Here is a 15733-nt window from a genome sequence, read left to right as displayed (position 1 = left end):
CTCAGAGGTCCCGGCTCACAGATCCCGGCTCACAGCTCGTGGCCGAGGTCGGCGGCCAGGGACTCCAGCAGGTCGTACGCCGCTTCGGGGATGACCGTGCCGGGCGGGAAGACCGCTGCCGCGCCGGCCTCGTAGAGCGCGTCGAAGTCCTGTGGGGGGATGACCCCGCCGACGACGATGGTGATGTCCTCGCGCCCCGCCGCGGCGAGTTCGGCGCGCAGTGCGGGCACCAGGGTGAGGTGGCCGGCGGCCAGAGACGACACGCCGACGATGTGGACGTCGGCCTCGACGGCCTGGCGGGCGACCTCGGCCGGGGTCTGGAAGAGCGGGCCGACGTCGACGGTGAAGCCGAGGTCGGCGAAGGCGGTGGCGATGACCTTCTGGCCGCGGTCGTGGCCGTCCTGGCCCATCTTGGCGACCAGGATGCGCGGCCGCCGGCCTTCGGCCTGCTCGAACCGCTCGACCAGGTCGCGGGTGCGCTGGAGGGGGGCCGAGGGGCCCGCTTCGTCTCGGTACACACCGGAGATGGTACGGATCTGGCCGGAGTGGCGGCCGTACACCTTCTCCAGGGCGTCCGAGATCTCGCCGACGGTGGCCTTGGCGCGGGCGGCGTTGACGGCCAGGTGCAGCAGGTTGCCGTCGAGTGAGCCGTCGCGCTGCGGTCCGGCCTCGGCGGCCGCCGTCAGCGCGCGCAGCGCGTCCTGGCACGCGGCTTCGTCGCGTTCGGCGCGCAGCCGCCGCAGCTTCTCGATCTGCGCGGTCCGCACCGCGGAGTTGTCGACCTTGAGGACGTCGATCTGCTCGTCGCTGTCCACCCGGTACTTGTTGACGCCGATCACGGGCTGGCGGCCGGAGTCGATGCGTGCCTGGGTGCGGGCGGCGGCTTCCTCGACGCGCATCTTGGGGATGCCGGCGTCGATCGCCTTGGCCATGCCGCCGGCGGCCTCGACTTCCTGGATGTGCTGCCAGGCTCTGGCGGCGAGGTCGTTGGTGAGCTTCTCGACGTACGCGGAGCCGCCCCACGGGTCGATGACCCGGCAGGTGCCGGACTCCTGCTGCAGCAGCAGCTGGGTGTTGCGGGCGATGCGCGCGGAGAAGTCGGTGGGCAGGGCGAGTGCTTCGTCGAGGGCGTTGGTGTGCAGCGACTGGGTGTGGCCCTGGGTGGCGGCCATCGCCTCGACGCACGTGCGCGTGACGTTGTTGAACACGTCCTGAGCGGTCAGGGACCACCCCGAGGTCTGCGAATGGGTGCGCAGCGAAAGGGACTTGGCGTTCTTCGGGTCGAACTGCCGGACGAGCTTGGCCCAGAGCAGCCGGGCCGCGCGCAGTTTGGCGACCTCCATGAAGAAGTTCATGCCGATCGCCCAGAAGAACGAGAGCCGGGGCGCGAAGGCGTCCACGTCCAGTCCCACGTCGAGGCCCGCGCGCAGGTACTCGACGCCGTCGGCGAGGGTGTAGGCGAGCTCCAGGTCGGCTGTCGCGCCCGCTTCCTGGATGTGGTAGCCGGAGATGGAGATCGAGTTGTACCGGGGCATCTTCTGCGAGGTGTACGCGAAGATGTCCGAGATGATCCGCATCGACGGCTGCGGCGGGTAGATGTAGGTGTTGCGGACCATGAACTCCTTGAGGATGTCGTTCTGGATGGTCCCGGCCAGCTTCTCCGGCGGTACGCCCTGCTCCTCGGCGGCGACGATGTACAGCGCCAGGACGGGCAGCACGGCGCCGTTCATGGTCATCGACACCGACATCCTGTCGAGCGGGATGCCGTTGAACAGTTGGCGCATGTCGTAGATCGAGTCGATGGCGACGCCCGCCATGCCGACGTCGCCGGTGACGCGCGGGTGGTCGCTGTCGTAGCCGCGGTGGGTGGGCAGGTCGAAGGCGACCGACAGGCCCTTCTGGCCGGCCGCGAGGTTGCGGCGGTAGAAGGCGTTGGACTCCTCGGCGGTGGAGAAGCCCGCGTACTGGCGGACCGTCCACGGCTGGTTGACGTACATGGTCGGGTACGGCCCGCGCAGGTACGGGGCGATGCCAGGGTAGGTGTCCAGGAAGTCCAGCCCGGCCAGGTCGGCCGGGGTGTACAGCGGCTTGACGGCGATGCCTTCGGGGGTGTCCCAGAGCAGTTCGTCGACGTCCTTGCCGGTGGCCTGCCGCCAGGCGGCCTGCCAGCGCTCGTCAGCGGCGGCCGCGGTGGTGGCCGCAGGAGCATCCGCGCGGGCGTCCGCAGGGGTGTCCGCAGGGGCATCCGCGGTGGCGGCCGCGGGGGCGCCGCCGTCCAGCCCGATTCCGGTGAAGTCAGGGATCATCGGGCCACTCCGATCAGGTCGAGCAGGGCGGTCAGGACGGCGACCGCGTCCCCGCCCGCATGGATGAACTCGTCCACTCCGTCGGGCACTTCGCCGGGCCGCCCGGCCAGCAGCACCTTGGCGGCGCCGGCGGCCTTCAGGGCGGCGGCCACCTGCGGGGCGTGCTCGCCGTACAGGGCGTCGCTGGAGCACAGGCAGGCGACGCTCGCGCCGGAGGCCCGGAAGGCCTCGGCGAACGCGGCCGGGTCGACGGACTCGACGGAGGTCGTCGCGATCCCGCCCGCCTGGAACAGGTTGGCCGCGAAGGTGGTGCGCGCGGTGTGTGCGGCGGCGGTGCCGATGGAGGCGAGGAACAGCGTCGGGCGGGCGCCGTTCGCGGCGGCGTGGGCGTCCGAGCGGTCCCGCAGCGCCTCGTACGCCTCGGCGCGGCGCACCCGCGGCAGGCCGCCGGAGAGCGCGGCCGGGGCCGGCTCGCGGACCACGGGCTGCTCGTCCAGGTGCGGGAACTCGCTGACGCCGGTGATCGGTTCGCGCCGCTTGGCGAGGCGGGTCGAGCGCTCCGCCCAGGTCGCGGCGATCCGCTCGCCGACGAGTCCGTCGGTGAGGGCGGCCTGCTGGCCGCCGGCCCGCTCGATCTCCTGGAACCAGGCCCAGGCGGCCTGCGCGAGTTCCTCGCCCAGCTGCTCGACGTACCAGGAGCCGCCGGCCGGGTCGATCACCCGGGCCAGGTGGGACTCCTCCAGCAGGATCGACTGGGTGTTGCGGGCGATCCGGCGGGCGAAGGCGTCCGGCAGGCCGAGCGCGCTGTCGAAGGGCAGCACGGTGACGGCGTCGGCGCCGGCGACTCCGGCGGCCAGGCAGGCCACGGTGGTGCGCAGCATGTTCACCCACGGGTCGCGGGCGGTCATCATCACCCGCGAGGTGACGGCGTGCTGGCGCTGCGCGCCGGATTCGGGGCCGGCGCCGGACACCTCGGCGATCCGGGCCCAGAGACGGCGCGCGGCGCGGAACTTGGCGATCGTCAGGAACTGGTCGGCGTCCGCCGCGTAGCGGAACTCGAGCTGGCCGAGCGCGGCGTCGACCGACAGCCCGGCCGCGGTCAGCGCGCGCAGGTAGGCGACGCCGGTGGCGAGCGAGCAGCCCAGCTCCTGGGCGGGCGAGGCACCGGCCTCGTGGTACGGCAGGGCGTCGACGGTCAGCGCCCGTACGCCCGGGTAGTCGGCGGCGCAGCGGGCGGCCAGCGCGGTGGCGCCGGCGAGCAGCGCGTCGGTGCGGGCGGTGTCGCCGGTGCGGGCCTGCAGGCCCAGCGGGTCGGCGCCGAGGTTGCCGGAGGCGGCGGCGGGGGAGACCTCGCGCCGCTCGTAGAGCTCGAACAGCTGCTCGGCGGCCTCGGTGAAGTCGGGGCCGGCGTCGAGTGCCACGGCGGCCAGGTCCAGGTACACCCCGGTCAGCGCCTCGGGCAGGGCGTCCACGGGCAGGCCCGCGCCGCCCAGTTCCAGCCAGAGCGAGCCGACGCCGTTCTCCAGGTCGGCGAGCACGGCCTCGTTGGTGCGCCGCCGGTCCGGGTCGGCGTGCCGCTGCCGGACGTCCCACCCGGCGACCGCCGAGCCCTGCGGCCGGGCGCCGCGGACGAACGGCGGGAAGCCCGGGTAGCCGGGGTCGACCGCGGTGTCGTCGGCGGTGTACAGGGGGCGCGCGCTCAGCCGGTCCTGGAGGTGGGTGGTGAGTGCCTGCTCGGCGGCGGCGCCGTCCTCGGGCTGGGCACCGGACTTGCGGAGCACGCCCTGGACGAGCTGCTGCCACTGCTCACGGTGCGCGGCCGGGAACTCGGCAGCGAGGGGGAGCCCTTCGGGCGGGACCTTCATGTCCGCAGGTTAGCGCCCGTTCGCAGAGCCGCAGGAGGGGCGCCGCCTGTGACGTTTGCCTCGATTTGGCGGGTTCTCAGCACTCCTGGGGGCGAGGAGTGCCACGGCCGGGGTGTCACGTCCGGAGGCGCGCGGCGTACGGGCCGCTACGGATGTCGCTGCGGGCGTCGGTGCCGGTGTCGCTGCGGCGGCGGCGAGTGAACCGGCGGGCCGGTGGCGTCCGTAGTCAACGTCGATGGCACAGAACGCGATCGGCGTCCTGGCGTGGCCTCGTGAGGCCATGATCAGGGCGATTGCGGAACCCCGCCAGTCATCTATTAAGTTACTTAGAAGAAGGCGGGTGGGGCAGTACCCCCCCGTTGCTCGTCCTGTCCGCCTTCGCCCGTCCCCGGCCCCCGCGAAGCCGCCCCCGGATTCCGCGGATTCCCCCGAAGGAGAGCCGACCGCCCATGGGAAAGCGTCGCAAGCCCAGCCCCCCCAGCCGGGCCCGCATGGCGGTCCTCACCACGGCCATGGCGGCCGGCGGCGCGGTCCTCGCCTCCGGCACCGCCCACGCCGAGCCCGCGCCGACCCTCGCCTCCGTCAAGGAGCAGGTCGACCAGCTCAACGAGCAGGCCGAGCAGGCGATCGAGCGCCACAACGGCTTCCAGGCGAAGCAGCAGAAGCTGCAGGGCGAGGCCAACCTGATCCAGGAGAAGGTCGCCCGCGGTCAGGACGCGATGAACGAGCTGCGCACCCGGCTCGGCGCGGTCGCCGCCGACCAGTACCGGACCAACGGCATGGACCCGGCGGTCCAGTTGATGCTCGACTCCGACCCGGCCGGCTACCTGGAGCGCGCCTCGGTGCAGAACCAGGTCTCCGACTCCCAGGCGAACCTGCTCAAGCAGGCCCAGGACGAGCAGCGCAAGCTCGACCAGGACCGCACCGAGGCCACCGCCACCCTCGCCGAGCTCGACTCCGTCGGCACCCAGCTGGCGGAGCAGAAGAAGGAGATCCAGACCAAGCTGGCCCAGGCCCAGGCGACGCTCAACAAGCTCAGCGCCGAGGACCGCGCCAAGATCAACGCCCAGCAGTCCGCCGAGAACGCCAAGGCCGAAGCCAAGCAGGCCGCCACCGCCGCCACCGCCGCCGCGGCCGACCGCGCCTCCCGCTCCGCCGAGCGCCCCGACCTGAACGCCCCGGTGCCGGCCGCCAGCGGCCGGGCCGCCACCATCATCGGGTTCGCCCAGGCGCAGCTCGGCAAGCCGTACGGCTGGAGCCGGACCGGGCCCGACAGCTTCGACTGCTCCGGCCTCACCAGCATGGCCTACCGCGCGGCCGGCGTGACGATCCCCCGGATGTCCCAGGACCAGTGGAACTCCGGCCCGCACGTCGACCGCGCCAACCTCCAGCCCGGCGACCTGGTCTTCTTCTACGACGACCTGCACCACGTCGGCCTGTACATCGGCGACGGCAAGATGATCCACTCGCCGCGCACCGGCAAGAACATCGAGGTGCTCCCGATCTCCGCGATGAAGTACATGGGCGCCGTCCGCCCGGCCTGACCGCGCCCGCGACGGCCCGCTCCCGCTCCGGCGGGGGCGGGCCGTCGCCGCTCCCCAGCGGCCCTGCCGCGCGTGCGCCCTGCTGCGCGTATGGCTCGCTCTGCGTGCGGCCTGCTCTGCGTGCAGGCTCGCTACGGAGGTGGGGCGCAGGTCAGCAGGTACGGCAGCACCGGCAGTCCCGACAGGGCCAACTCGACCAGTCGCCACGCCAGTTGCCGCGGTCGCCCGATGCCCGGCCGGGCCAGTCGGCGGACCCGGGCCAGCACGCCGGTCGAGGCCACGCCCATCGAGCCGCCGCCCGGATCACCATCAGGGCCCCCTCCCGGCGCCGGCCCCGAGACCTGGGCGCCGGCGGTCGCCAACGCGCAGAGCGCCGAGGCCAGTTCAGTCCGCGACACCTGCGCCAGCGCCGCGTCGTCCGCCGCCATCTCCAGCAGCAGCGCCACCTCCGAGCGTCCCACCCGGGCCAGCGGCAGTGGCCCGAGGAGCAGCGCGAAGGTGTCCGCCGGCAGCCGGAACAGGTGGTGGCGGCCCCGGATGTGCCCGTGCTCGTGGGCGACGGCCGCGGTGAGCTGACGCTCGTCCAGCAGCCGCAGGGCCCCGCGCGACAGCACGATCCGGGACTGCCGCCCGGGCAGGCAGTAGACGGTCGGGTGCGCGTGCTCCAGGACCAGCGCGCCCCAGCGCCCGTCCCGTACGGCGACCACGTCCAGCAGGGCCCGGTGCCGCCGCCGGGCCCGGCCGGTGCGCAGGCCGACGGCGGTCACCAGGGTGGCGACCAGCGCGCCGGCGGCGGCCGGCAGCCACCAGTCGTGGGTGTGCGGGAGGACAGGCCCGGCGTGTTCGGCGTGCGGGAGCAAGGCGTGGGGAAGCAGGCCGTCGGGGAGCAGGCCGTCGGGGAGCAGGCCGAGCAGGCCGAGTAGCCCCGCCGGCTCGTGGGCGAGGGGCTGCGCCAGGTGGTGCGCCGTGAGCGCCGCGGCCACCGTGAACGAGGCCATCAGGGCGAGCCAGAGCGCCGCGCCGGTCGCCGGGCGGTCCTGGAGCCGGGCGGAGCCGGCCAGTCGGCGGGGGAGCAGGACGCCGACCGTCACCAGGTAGAGGCCGAGCAGCGCGAGGGTCACTCCGCGTCCCGGCGTTTCACCTGGGCGAGGGCCGCGAGCAGGGCGGCGGCCTCGTCCCCGCTGATCCGGTCGATGAAGTGGAGCAGTGCGCCGGCCCGGTCGGGGGTGGTCTCCAGTGCCTGGTGCATCAGCCCGGCGGTGTACTCCTCGCGGGTGCAGGTCGGCTCGTACACCCAGGCGCGGCCGATCTTGTCGCGGCGCAGCCAGCCCTTGGTGTGCAGGATGTCGGCGACCGTCGTGACGGTGGTGTATGCGACCTCCCGCTGTTGCCGCAGGTCGTCGACGACCTCGCGGACCGTGGCCGGCCGGTGCCAGGACCACAGCCGGTCCATGATCTCGGCCTCCAGGTCGCCGAACCCCCGTAGCACCGCCGTGTCCCCCTCACCGAGCCGTACCTCAGGCACCGAGCCGTGCCGCAAGCACCGAACCGTACCCAACAGCACCGATCCGTACCCAACCGGTACGGATCGTCCCCGACGCCGTCAGCCGCCGGAGCGCGGCCCATGGTACGGCGAGGGCCGGGCGCCCGCCCCCGGCTGGCGGAGGCGGGCGCCCGGCGTGCCCGGGTGGTGCTCGGCCCGTGGTCGGACCGGGCGGTGCGGGTTCAGGACAGCCGCCGCCCGAGCGGGATCCGGGACTTGGTGAACAGTGCCGCGAGCAGTCCAGCCACCACCGGCAGCACGAGGACGACCAGCAGGAGCTCGCCCCACGGCGCGGTGATCAGCGCCGGCTGGCCCCCGAACCCGCTCGCCCGGGACTTCAGCAGCCCCACCGCAGGGACGAACCCGTTGGCCGCCCCGAGCAGTGCTCCCAGCACGGCGATCAGCGCGCACTGCAGGCCAGCCATGGTCCGGCGGATCCGCGGCGGTGCGCCGACGGCGGCCAGGGTGGCCTGGTCCTGTCGGGAGTCGGCGGCGGCGAGGCCGGTGGCGATCCCGGCCGCGCCGAGCACGACCAGGCCGGCGAAGCCGGTGAGCGCCAGGGTGAGGGCGTCGCTCTTGGGCTGGTAGCCGCGTTCGACGTCCAGTTGGGCGACGCGGTCGAGCCGGATCGCGGCGGCCTCGGCGCGCTGCTGCTGCTTGCGGTCGGGCGGGGTGGCGGGCAGCCAGACCGAGCCGGTGGGCTGGGCGGCGAGCCCGAGCCTGGCGAGCGCGGAGGGCAGGATCATGCCCTGGGCGAAGCGGGCGGCGGTCGGGTTGTCGACCAGTACCGCGTCGACCGGGACCTCCTGGAGGTCGGGCTTGGGGGTCTCGCCCGGCTGGACGGGTGCCCCGCCGCCGCGCATCTGGAGCACGGCCTTCCCGTCGGCGCCGATCAGGTTCCGGTCGAAGACGAGGAGCTGTCCGGCGGCCAGTGCCTGGTCGGCGGCCGGGTCGTGGATGCCGAACAGGTTGTGCAGCACGGTGGCGTCGGCGGCGGCCAGGTGCGGCGTGTCGGCGAGGGTGCGCCAGTTGACCTGCCCCTTGAGCTGGACGGTGCTGGAGCAGTTGGGGCAGAAGCGGTACACCACCTGGGCGAGGTCGCCGCGCGGGCCGAGGCCGGCCAGCTGCTTCTCCACCTCTGCGCGCAGCTGGTCGAGTCGGGGCCCTTCGCCGTAGCTGGTGAGCCGGACGGCGCCGTACGGGGCGGACGGCCGGTAGTCGCGCCGGTTCTCGGCGTCGGTGCTGGTGCTGAACACCCCGATGGCGACGGCGCCGGCGACCGCGGCCATCACCGCGGCGATCGCCGGGGAGGTGCGCGAGCGGTGCCGGGCCGAGTCGCGCAGGGCGAGCCGGGGTCCGAGCGGGAGCTTTCCGGCGGCCCGGCCGATCGCGGCGACCAGCATCGGGGTGCAGAGCAGCAGCCCGAGTTCGGCGGTCACCGAGCCGCCGAGCACGGTGAGGGTGCGGGTGTCGTAGGTGCTGACGGCGGGTTGGCCGCGTTCGACCGCGCTCGCGCCGTACATCGCGACCACGGCGCCGAAGACGACCAGGAGCAGGCCGGTCACGGTGATCGAGCGGCTGGGGCCGCGGACGGTGTCCCGGCCGGTGAGCCCGGCGGTGACGCTGCGGCGGGCGGCCTGCAGCGCGGGCAGGGCCGCTGCCAGCAGGGCGGTGACCAGGCCGATCCCGGCGATCGCGAGCAGGTCCAGCGGGGGCAGGGCGAAGTGCCCGAAGCGGGTGCCGCCGACCTGTTCGATCTGTGTCCGGAGCGCGGCGACCAGTCCGGTGCCGAGCGCTACGCCGGTCAGTGCCCCGGCCGTGCCGAGGACCAGGCCGCCGCCGAGCACGACCGCGCCGACGTGGGCCCGGCGGCCGCCGGCCGCGCCGAGCAGGGCGAGCTGGCGGCGCGAGCGGCGGGCGCCGACCGCGAAGGCGGGCCCGGCGAGCAGGGCGACCTCCAGCAGCGCCATGCCGGTCACGGTGGCGGCGACCACCTTGGTGGAGTTGTCGGCCGCCGGGTCGTGGTAGCGGTACGCGTCGCGGTAGTACGGGACGGCGGCGTGCGGCGGCGGGGAGAGTGCGACGGAGCGCGCGGTGAGCGTGTAGCCGTACGCGTTGAACGCCTGGACCTTGGCCCAGTCGAGCGCGGCCCCTGCCGGGAGCCGGACCAGCCAGGAGGCGCGTTCGGTGGACGTCCGCGCGGCGGCGGCTTGGCCGGGCATCGCGGCGGCGGCCATCGGGTCGAGCAACTGACCCGGCCGGCCGACGAGTTCGACCCGTCCGAGCTCGTCCGGATGTTCCACGACGCCGGTGATGGTGAACGTGGTCCGGTCCAGCTCCTGGACGGTGGTGGTGCCGCCGATCTTCAGGCCGGCGTGGTCCAGGAAGGCCCGGGTGACGGCCACTTCGTGCGGGGCGGCCGGGGCGCGGCCCTCGACCAGGTCGATCCGGCCGCGCCAGATCGGGTCGCCGAGGTCGGCCTCGGTGGTGAGGGTGCGGACCAGGCCTTCCGGGGAGGTCGCGCCGGTCTCCGGCCCGGGCCGGGCCGGGGTGAGCGCGCTGCCGGGCGGCAGCAGCGAGCCGACCAGGGTGACCGGGTCGGTGCTCGCGCCCTTCTGCTGCTCGGCGGTGGGCTGCTGCTCCGGGCGGGGCGTGACGGCGAAGGCGCCGTCCTCGGCGACCGGGGCCTGTTCGACGGCCTGGCCCGGGTTGAGCGCGGTGACCAGGGCGTCCGCGCCGCCGACCACCCGTTCGACTCGTTCGGCCGGGGTGAGCTGCCCGCTGCGGTGGACCACGTCGGCGCCGGTGACGCCGAGGACGGGCAGGGCGATCATGGCGACGATCAGCGCGCTGCGGCCCTTGGCGCGCAGGGCGTCGCGGCGGGCGATGCGCAGGGCGACCCGCCAGGCTCCGAGCCTCACTGCGTCACCTGGCCCGTCGCGTTGGGGCGGTGGACCGCGGCCGGGCAGGGGGCGGAGCGGTACCCGGGGGTCTCCGAGTCGACCGCGCCGTCCCGCAGGTGGACGATCCGGTCCGCCCAGCGGGCGTGCGAGGCCTCGTGGGTGACCATCATCGCGGCTGCCCCGGCGTCGCAGCGGGCGCGCAGGACGGCGAGGACGGCTTCACCGGTGGTGGAGTCCAGGGCGCCGGTGGGTTCGTCGGCGAGCACCAGCCGGCGCTCGCCGATGAGCGCGCGGGCGATGGCGACGCGCTGCTGCTGGCCGCCGGACATGTCGTCGGGGAAGCGGTCGGCGAGTTCGCCGATGCCCAGTTCCTCCAGCGCGGCCAGCGCCTCCCGGCGGGCGCGGCGGCCCGGGACGCCGTCGAGTTCGCGCGGCAGGGCGATGTTCTCGGCGGCGGTGAGCGCCGGGATCAGGTTGTAGTCCTGGAAGACGTACCCGATGGACCGCCGCCGCAGGTCGGCGAGCTTGCCCCGGCGGAGGCCGCCGAGTGAGACCCCTTCGACCAGCACCTCGCCGCCGGTGGGCTGGTCGAGGCCACCGGCCAGGGTCAGCAGGGTGGACTTGCCGGAACCGGACGGCCCCATGACGGCGACGAACTCGCCCGGGTGGACGGCCAGGTCGATCCCGCGCAGGGCGTGCACCTCGGCGGCGCCGTGCCCGTGCACCCGGGAGACGTCGGCCAGGCACAGGACGGGCGCGGATCGGGTCGGATCGGTGTGGGACACACTTCCCCCTCGTGAGCTACTCGACTGCATATGTCGGTGAACTATATATGCCGGAGAGGAATGCTCAAGTCCGTCGGGCTCGGTCAAACTTCTACAAAGGTGTCGAAGTTCAGTCGGAAAGCGGCCCGGGGAGCCCGAACCGGGGGCTATGCTGTTCGAGTTCGCGGCTTTGAACGCGCTGTGGACGTGCTTTGAACGTGTGAAAGGGCACCTCGTTCGGTGAGGCGTCTTCACGGACACAGGCCACTGACCCGACGACGTCGAGAGACGCCCAGGTTCAGGACAGGTCTTCCCGACCTAAGGGTTGACCCCAAGTGGCTTCCGGCCGGTCGGCCGGACACGCCGTGGAGTGCCAAAGCTCTGACGAGTTGGGGTGTGCCGGTCCCCCGCGGGCCGGTGTGCTCCTTGCCGTGTCGTGAAGCGGCGCACAGTCGGTGCGCCCCCGGCCGGGAGGAGGCGAGAACCATGGACTGCAGTAGTCCGGGCCACAGTTGCCCCCATCCCCGCATGCTCTCGATCACCTCCGGCACGCGGTAACAACTCCCCCTGCGCGTCCCACCAGGCGCTCCGTCCGGCACTCAACCCTGCCCGGAGCCGAGCGTCCTGACGCACCGTCATGCCCGTACGGCCGGCCGCCGCCGCTCAGCGCCGCCGTACGGACCGGTGCCGTGCGCCCGCAGGGGGTTGTCGCCGCGTGCCCCCTGACGCCCCCTCAAGGTAGGGGGCAGGGAGGCCCCACCCATGACTCACGTGACGCTCGACCCGAAGATCCCCGCCGCCCGCTCGGCCGCCCCTTCCCCCGCCCGCGCCGCCGCCCCTGCCGCCGCCCCCGCCGCCGTCCTCGACGACGCCCATGTCGGCGACATCAAGGGCGCGTTCGGAACCGTCCGCCTCGACGACACCGCCCCCCGGCACGGCCTCTCGGCCCGGCTGAAGACGCTGCTCGCGATCGTCGGGCCCGGCCTGATCGTGATGGTCGGCGACAACGACGCCGGCGCGTTCTCGACGTACGGGCAGGCCGGGCAGAACTACGGCACCAAGCTGCTGTGGACGCTCCTGATGCTGGTCCCGGTCCTGTACGTGAACCAGGAGATGGTGCTGCGCCTCGGCGCCGTCACCGGGGTCGGCCACGCCCGGCTCATCCTGGAGCGCTTCGGGAAGTTCTGGGGCGCGTTCAGCGTGATCGACCTGTTCCTGCTGAACGCCCTGACGCTGGTCACGGAGTTCATCGGCGTGACGCTCGCGGCCGGCTACCTCGGGCTGCCGAAGGCGGCCGCGGTCGTGCTCGCGGCGGCGATCATCATCGCCTCGGCGTTCACCGGCTCGTTCCAGCGCTTCGAGCGGGTCGCGGTGACGCTGTGCCTGGGGTCGCTGCTGCTGGTGCCCGTCTACTTCCTGGTGCACCCGAAGACCTCGCAGCTGGCCCATGACTTCGTGACGCCCACCATGCCGGGCGGATCCGGGCAGCTCGCCGCCGTGATGCTGGTGATCATCTCGATCGTCGGCACCACCGTCGCCCCGTGGCAGCTGTTCTTCCAGCAGTCGTACGTCATCGACAAGCGGATCACCCCGCGCTTCATGCGGTACGAGAAGGTCGACCTGTGGATCGGCATCGTCGTGGTCATCGTCGGCGCGGCGGCGCTGATCGGCCTGACGGCGGCGGCCTTCGCGGGCACCGGCGGCGCCGGGCAGTTCTCCGACGCGGGCGCGGTGGCCCGGGGCATCGAGGCCAAGGCCGGGCACGTCGCCGGCGTGCTGTTCGCGATCGCGCTGCTGGACGCCTCCATCATCGGCGCGTTCGCCGTCTCGCTGTCCACCGCGTACGCGGTCGGCGACGTCTTCGGCATCAAGCACTCGCTGCACCGCGGGGTGAAGGGCGCCAAGGGCTTCTACGCCGTCTACGCGGGCCTGGTGGCCCTGGCCGCCGCGATCACGCTGCTGTCCACCGACCACATGCAAGGGCTGATGACGCAGTTCGTGCAGGTGCTGGCCGGGGTGCTGCTGCCCTCCGCGACCGTCTTCCTGCTGCTGCTCTGCAACGACCGGGCGGTGCTCGGGCCGTGGGTGAACGGGCCCAGGACCAACGCCTTCACCTCGGCCGTGGTCGGCGTCCTGGTGATGCTCTCGATGATCCTGACCGCCGCCGTCGTCTGGCCGGACATCAGCTCCGAGGCGATCCTGTGGATCATGGCCGGCTGCGGCGTCACGGGCGTCCTGGTCGCCGGGTACTCCTTCACCGCCGGCCGCACGGCCACCAAGGAGGACCCCGTCGACCGCACCGGCCGCGAGAACTGGCGGATGCCCCCGCTGGAGACCCTCGACAAGCCGGCCATGTCCGCCAGCCGCAAGGCCGGCATGGGCGCCCTGCGCGCCTACCTGCTCGTGGCGATGGTGATGGTCATCATCAAGGTCGTCCAGACCGCCCTGGGCCACTGACCCGCCGACCCCAGCCCGTACGGGCGGGCGGACGGGCAGCGGCCCGCCACCCGCCCGTACCCCTTCCCCCGTGAAGCCCGTACCCCTCCCCGTGAAGGAGGTGCCGTCGTGCACACCCTGACCACCGCCGACTTCCTGGTCCGGCTCGCCACCGGCGTCGCCTGCGGCGCACTGATCGGCGTCGAGCGCCAGTGGCGGGCCCGGATGGCCGGCCTGCGCACCAACGCCCTGGTCGCCGCGGGCGCCACCCTGTTCGTCCTGTACAGCGAGGCCGTCGGTGACACCGGCAGCCCCACCCGGGTCGCCTCCTACGTCGTCTCCGGCATCGGCTTCCTCGGCGGTGGCGTCATCCTGCGCGACGGCGCCGGCGTCCGAGGCCTCAACACCGCTGCCACCCTGTGGTGTTCGGCCGCCGTCGGGGTGCTGGCCGCCGCCGGCAAGCTGGAGCTGGCCGTCCTCGGCACGCTCATGGTGCTCGCCGTCCACGTGGTGCTGCGGCCGGCCGGGCGGCTGCTCGACCGGGCCCCGCAGTCCGGCAGCGACCCGGACTCCACCTGCCGCGCCACCGTCCACCTGGAGTGCGACCGCAGGTCCGAGACCCACATCCGGGCCCTGCTGCTCCAGGCCCTGGCCGGCTCCGGCCTCGCCCCGACCGGCCTGCGCGCCCGCCGCACCGAGGACGGCGACGCCACCAGCCTGCGGGCCACCGTCGCGATCACCGGGCAGGTCGCCCCCGCGCTCGAACCGGTCGTCTCGCGGCTGTCCCTGGAACCGGGCGTCCGCGACCTGCACTGGCACCTGGACGAGGACCCGGAGGACCCGGGCGGCCCGGCGCTCGCCTGAGGGAGTAGAACGGAAGGTCCGTCACACGAACCGCCTGGGAGGCCCCATGCTGACCCCCGACCCCGAGCACGGTCCGCTGGTGCCCATGCTGCTGGTGCTGACCGTGGTCACCGGAGTGGTGGACGCGGTCAGCTACCTCGCACTCGGCCACGTCTTCGTCGCCAACATGACCGGCAACGTGGTGTTCCTCGGCTTCGCCCTGGCCGGCGCGGCCAACCTCTCCGCCACCGCCTCGCTGACCGCGCTCGCCGCCTTCCTGTTCGGCGCCCTGGCCGGTGGCCACCTCGCCCGCCGCCTGCCCGGCCACCGGGGGCGCCTGCTGACCGCCGTCGTCGCCGTCCAGGCGGTGCTCGTCGCCGCGAGCACCGTCCTGGCCGCGGCCGTCGGCCACACCGGCGACCCGGCCCGCTACACCCTGATCGCGCTGCTCGGCTTCGCCATGGGCGGCCAGAACGCGGTGGTCCGCGCCCTGAAGGTCCCCGACCTGACCACCACGGTGCTCACCATGACCATCACCGCCCTCGCCGCGGACCGCACCGGCCCCCGCCGTCTCGCCTCCGCGGTCTGGATGTTCGCCGGCGCCCTCGTCGGAGCCGTCCTCGTCGTCCACGCACACGTCTCCACCGCGCTCGCCCTGGCCCTGGTCCTCCTCCTCGCCGTCGCCGCCCTCACCCACCACGCCGCCAAGCCCACCCCCGCGCCCGCCTGGACCCGGCCCCGCTGAGCCGGTGGCTCAGTCCTCGCGGCGGTGCCCCGCGCGGCCGCTCCAGAGCGGTTCGAGGCGGGCCCAGCCGTCGGTCCAGGCGGCTTCGGCGCGGCGGTCGAGCAGCTGGAGGCGCAGCCGCAGGCCGAGGGTGAGGAGGGCGAGCAGGACCAGGAGGGCGCCGGTGCCGGTGCACGCGGCGGAGACGGCGAGGGCCGCGCGCTCGACCGGGGGAGCGGAGGCGGCGCCGGACGGGTCGGTCCAGACCGGCACGCGCGAGCCGGCGACGGCGGAGCGCGGGGCCTGGACGGTGCCGAAGCGCCGGGTGCCGTCGGGAGCCGTCCAGGCGGCCTCGACGTCGATCCGGTCGCTGTAGCCCCCGGCGAACCGGCCGCCGGAGCCGGCGGCGCGGTCCGGGGTGCTGCTGATCACCGCCTCGACCCGGTGCAGCCGGGCCCGCTCGGCGGCGGCCCTGGGCGCGGTGCCGCGGTAGAGCAGCACGGCGCCGCCCGCGGCGACGGCGACGGCGAGCACCGCGCCGAGCCCGGCGAGCAGCCAGGCGCGGGCCCGGGAGCGGTCGAGGGGGCGGACGAGCGGTTCGTGCCGGGCACCGAGGGCCCACCGCAGCCGGCGGCCGGTTCGCCGCGGGAGCGACGCGGGCCGGGCCGGGCGACGTGTGCTGGACACGTTGAGGGCTCCTCAGGGGCGCGGGGGCACAAGGCGGTTGCGCCACCAATTTCCACCCGGCGGGCCCCCGCGCACAAGAGTCGTGCGCGCTCGGAGCACTCGTCGGCTAGCCCGCCGT

General features: G+C 74.1%; 11 protein-coding genes and 1 riboswitch. Of the genes, 4 read left to right on the top strand and 7 right to left on the bottom strand.

Going from position 1 to position 15733, the window contains the following annotated elements:
- Positions 1-29 precede the first annotated feature (29 nt).
- Both scpA and AC0B61_RS25165 read right to left on the bottom strand, forming a co-directional pair.
- Positions 30-2306, bottom strand: coding sequence for a methylmalonyl-CoA mutase (gene scpA / locus AC0B61_RS25170; RefSeq protein ID WP_471742996.1), 2277 nt, complete (start codon positions 2304-2306; stop codon positions 30-32).
- Positions 2303-4171: a methylmalonyl-CoA mutase family protein gene (locus AC0B61_RS25165; RefSeq protein ID WP_471742995.1), complete on the bottom strand. Its 1869-nt coding sequence runs from the start codon at positions 4169-4171 to the stop codon at positions 2303-2305. Before AC0B61_RS25165 ends, scpA begins: the two co-directional genes overlap by 4 nt.
- A gap of 449 nt (positions 4172-4620) precedes the next feature.
- On the opposite strand from AC0B61_RS25165, the gene AC0B61_RS25160 reads away from it, so the two are divergent.
- Positions 4621-5715: a C40 family peptidase gene (locus tag AC0B61_RS25160; RefSeq protein ID WP_471742994.1), complete on the top strand. Its 1095-nt coding sequence runs from the start codon at positions 4621-4623 to the stop codon at positions 5713-5715.
- Between the two features lie 131 nt (positions 5716-5846).
- Here AC0B61_RS25160 and AC0B61_RS25155 read toward each other — a convergent pair whose 3' ends face one another.
- The 4 genes from AC0B61_RS25155 to AC0B61_RS25140 all read right to left on the bottom strand — a co-directional run bounded on the left by AC0B61_RS25155 (position 5847) and on the right by AC0B61_RS25140 (position 10976).
- Complete coding sequence (locus tag AC0B61_RS25155) at positions 5847-6836, bottom strand: M56 family metallopeptidase (protein ID WP_471742993.1); 990 nt, start codon at positions 6834-6836, stop codon at positions 5847-5849.
- A complete protein-coding gene (locus AC0B61_RS25150) occupies positions 6833-7255 on the bottom strand; it encodes a BlaI/MecI/CopY family transcriptional regulator (RefSeq protein ID WP_471742992.1) in 423 nt (140 codons plus the stop codon). The genes AC0B61_RS25155 and AC0B61_RS25150 overlap by 4 nt, the downstream gene beginning before the upstream one ends.
- Positions 7256-7440: 185 nt before the next feature.
- Positions 7441-10179: an FtsX-like permease family protein gene (locus AC0B61_RS25145; protein WP_471742991.1), complete on the bottom strand. Its 2739-nt coding sequence runs from the start codon at positions 10177-10179 to the stop codon at positions 7441-7443.
- Complete coding sequence (locus AC0B61_RS25140; RefSeq protein WP_471742990.1) at positions 10176-10976, bottom strand: ABC transporter ATP-binding protein; 801 nt, start codon at positions 10974-10976, stop codon at positions 10176-10178. The genes AC0B61_RS25145 and AC0B61_RS25140 overlap by 4 nt, the downstream gene beginning before the upstream one ends.
- 174 nt (positions 10977-11150) lie before the next feature.
- Positions 11151-11326: riboswitch (M-box (ykoK) riboswitch) on the top strand.
- A 361-nt stretch (positions 11327-11687) separates the two neighbouring features.
- On the opposite strand from AC0B61_RS25140, the gene AC0B61_RS25135 reads away from it, so the two are divergent.
- The 3 genes from AC0B61_RS25135 (at position 11688) to AC0B61_RS25125 (ending at position 14949) form a co-directional block, all read left to right on the top strand.
- Positions 11688-13382, top strand: a complete 1695-nt coding sequence (locus AC0B61_RS25135; protein WP_471742989.1) for an NRAMP family divalent metal transporter — start codon at positions 11688-11690, stop codon at positions 13380-13382.
- Positions 13383-13490: 108 nt separating this feature from the next.
- Positions 13491-14225 (top strand): MgtC/SapB family protein, encoded by a 735-nt coding sequence (locus tag AC0B61_RS25130; protein WP_471742988.1) that lies wholly within the window; start codon positions 13491-13493, stop codon positions 14223-14225.
- Between the two features lie 46 nt (positions 14226-14271).
- The gene (locus tag AC0B61_RS25125; RefSeq protein WP_471742987.1) at positions 14272-14949 is read left to right on the top strand and encodes a YoaK family protein; all 678 of its coding nucleotides are present in this window, start codon (positions 14272-14274) and stop codon (positions 14947-14949) included.
- A gap of 9 nt (positions 14950-14958) precedes the next feature.
- Here the strand turns inward: AC0B61_RS25125 and AC0B61_RS25120 are convergent, their stop codons facing one another.
- Entirely contained in the window at positions 14959-15615 is a 657-nt protein-coding gene (locus AC0B61_RS25120) for an Rv1733c family protein (protein ID WP_471742986.1), read from the bottom strand.
- Positions 15616-15733 lie beyond the last annotated feature (118 nt).

Source organism: Kitasatospora sp. NPDC023385 (assembly GCF_055664045.1).
This window is presented reverse-complemented; position numbering and strand designations above follow the sequence as displayed.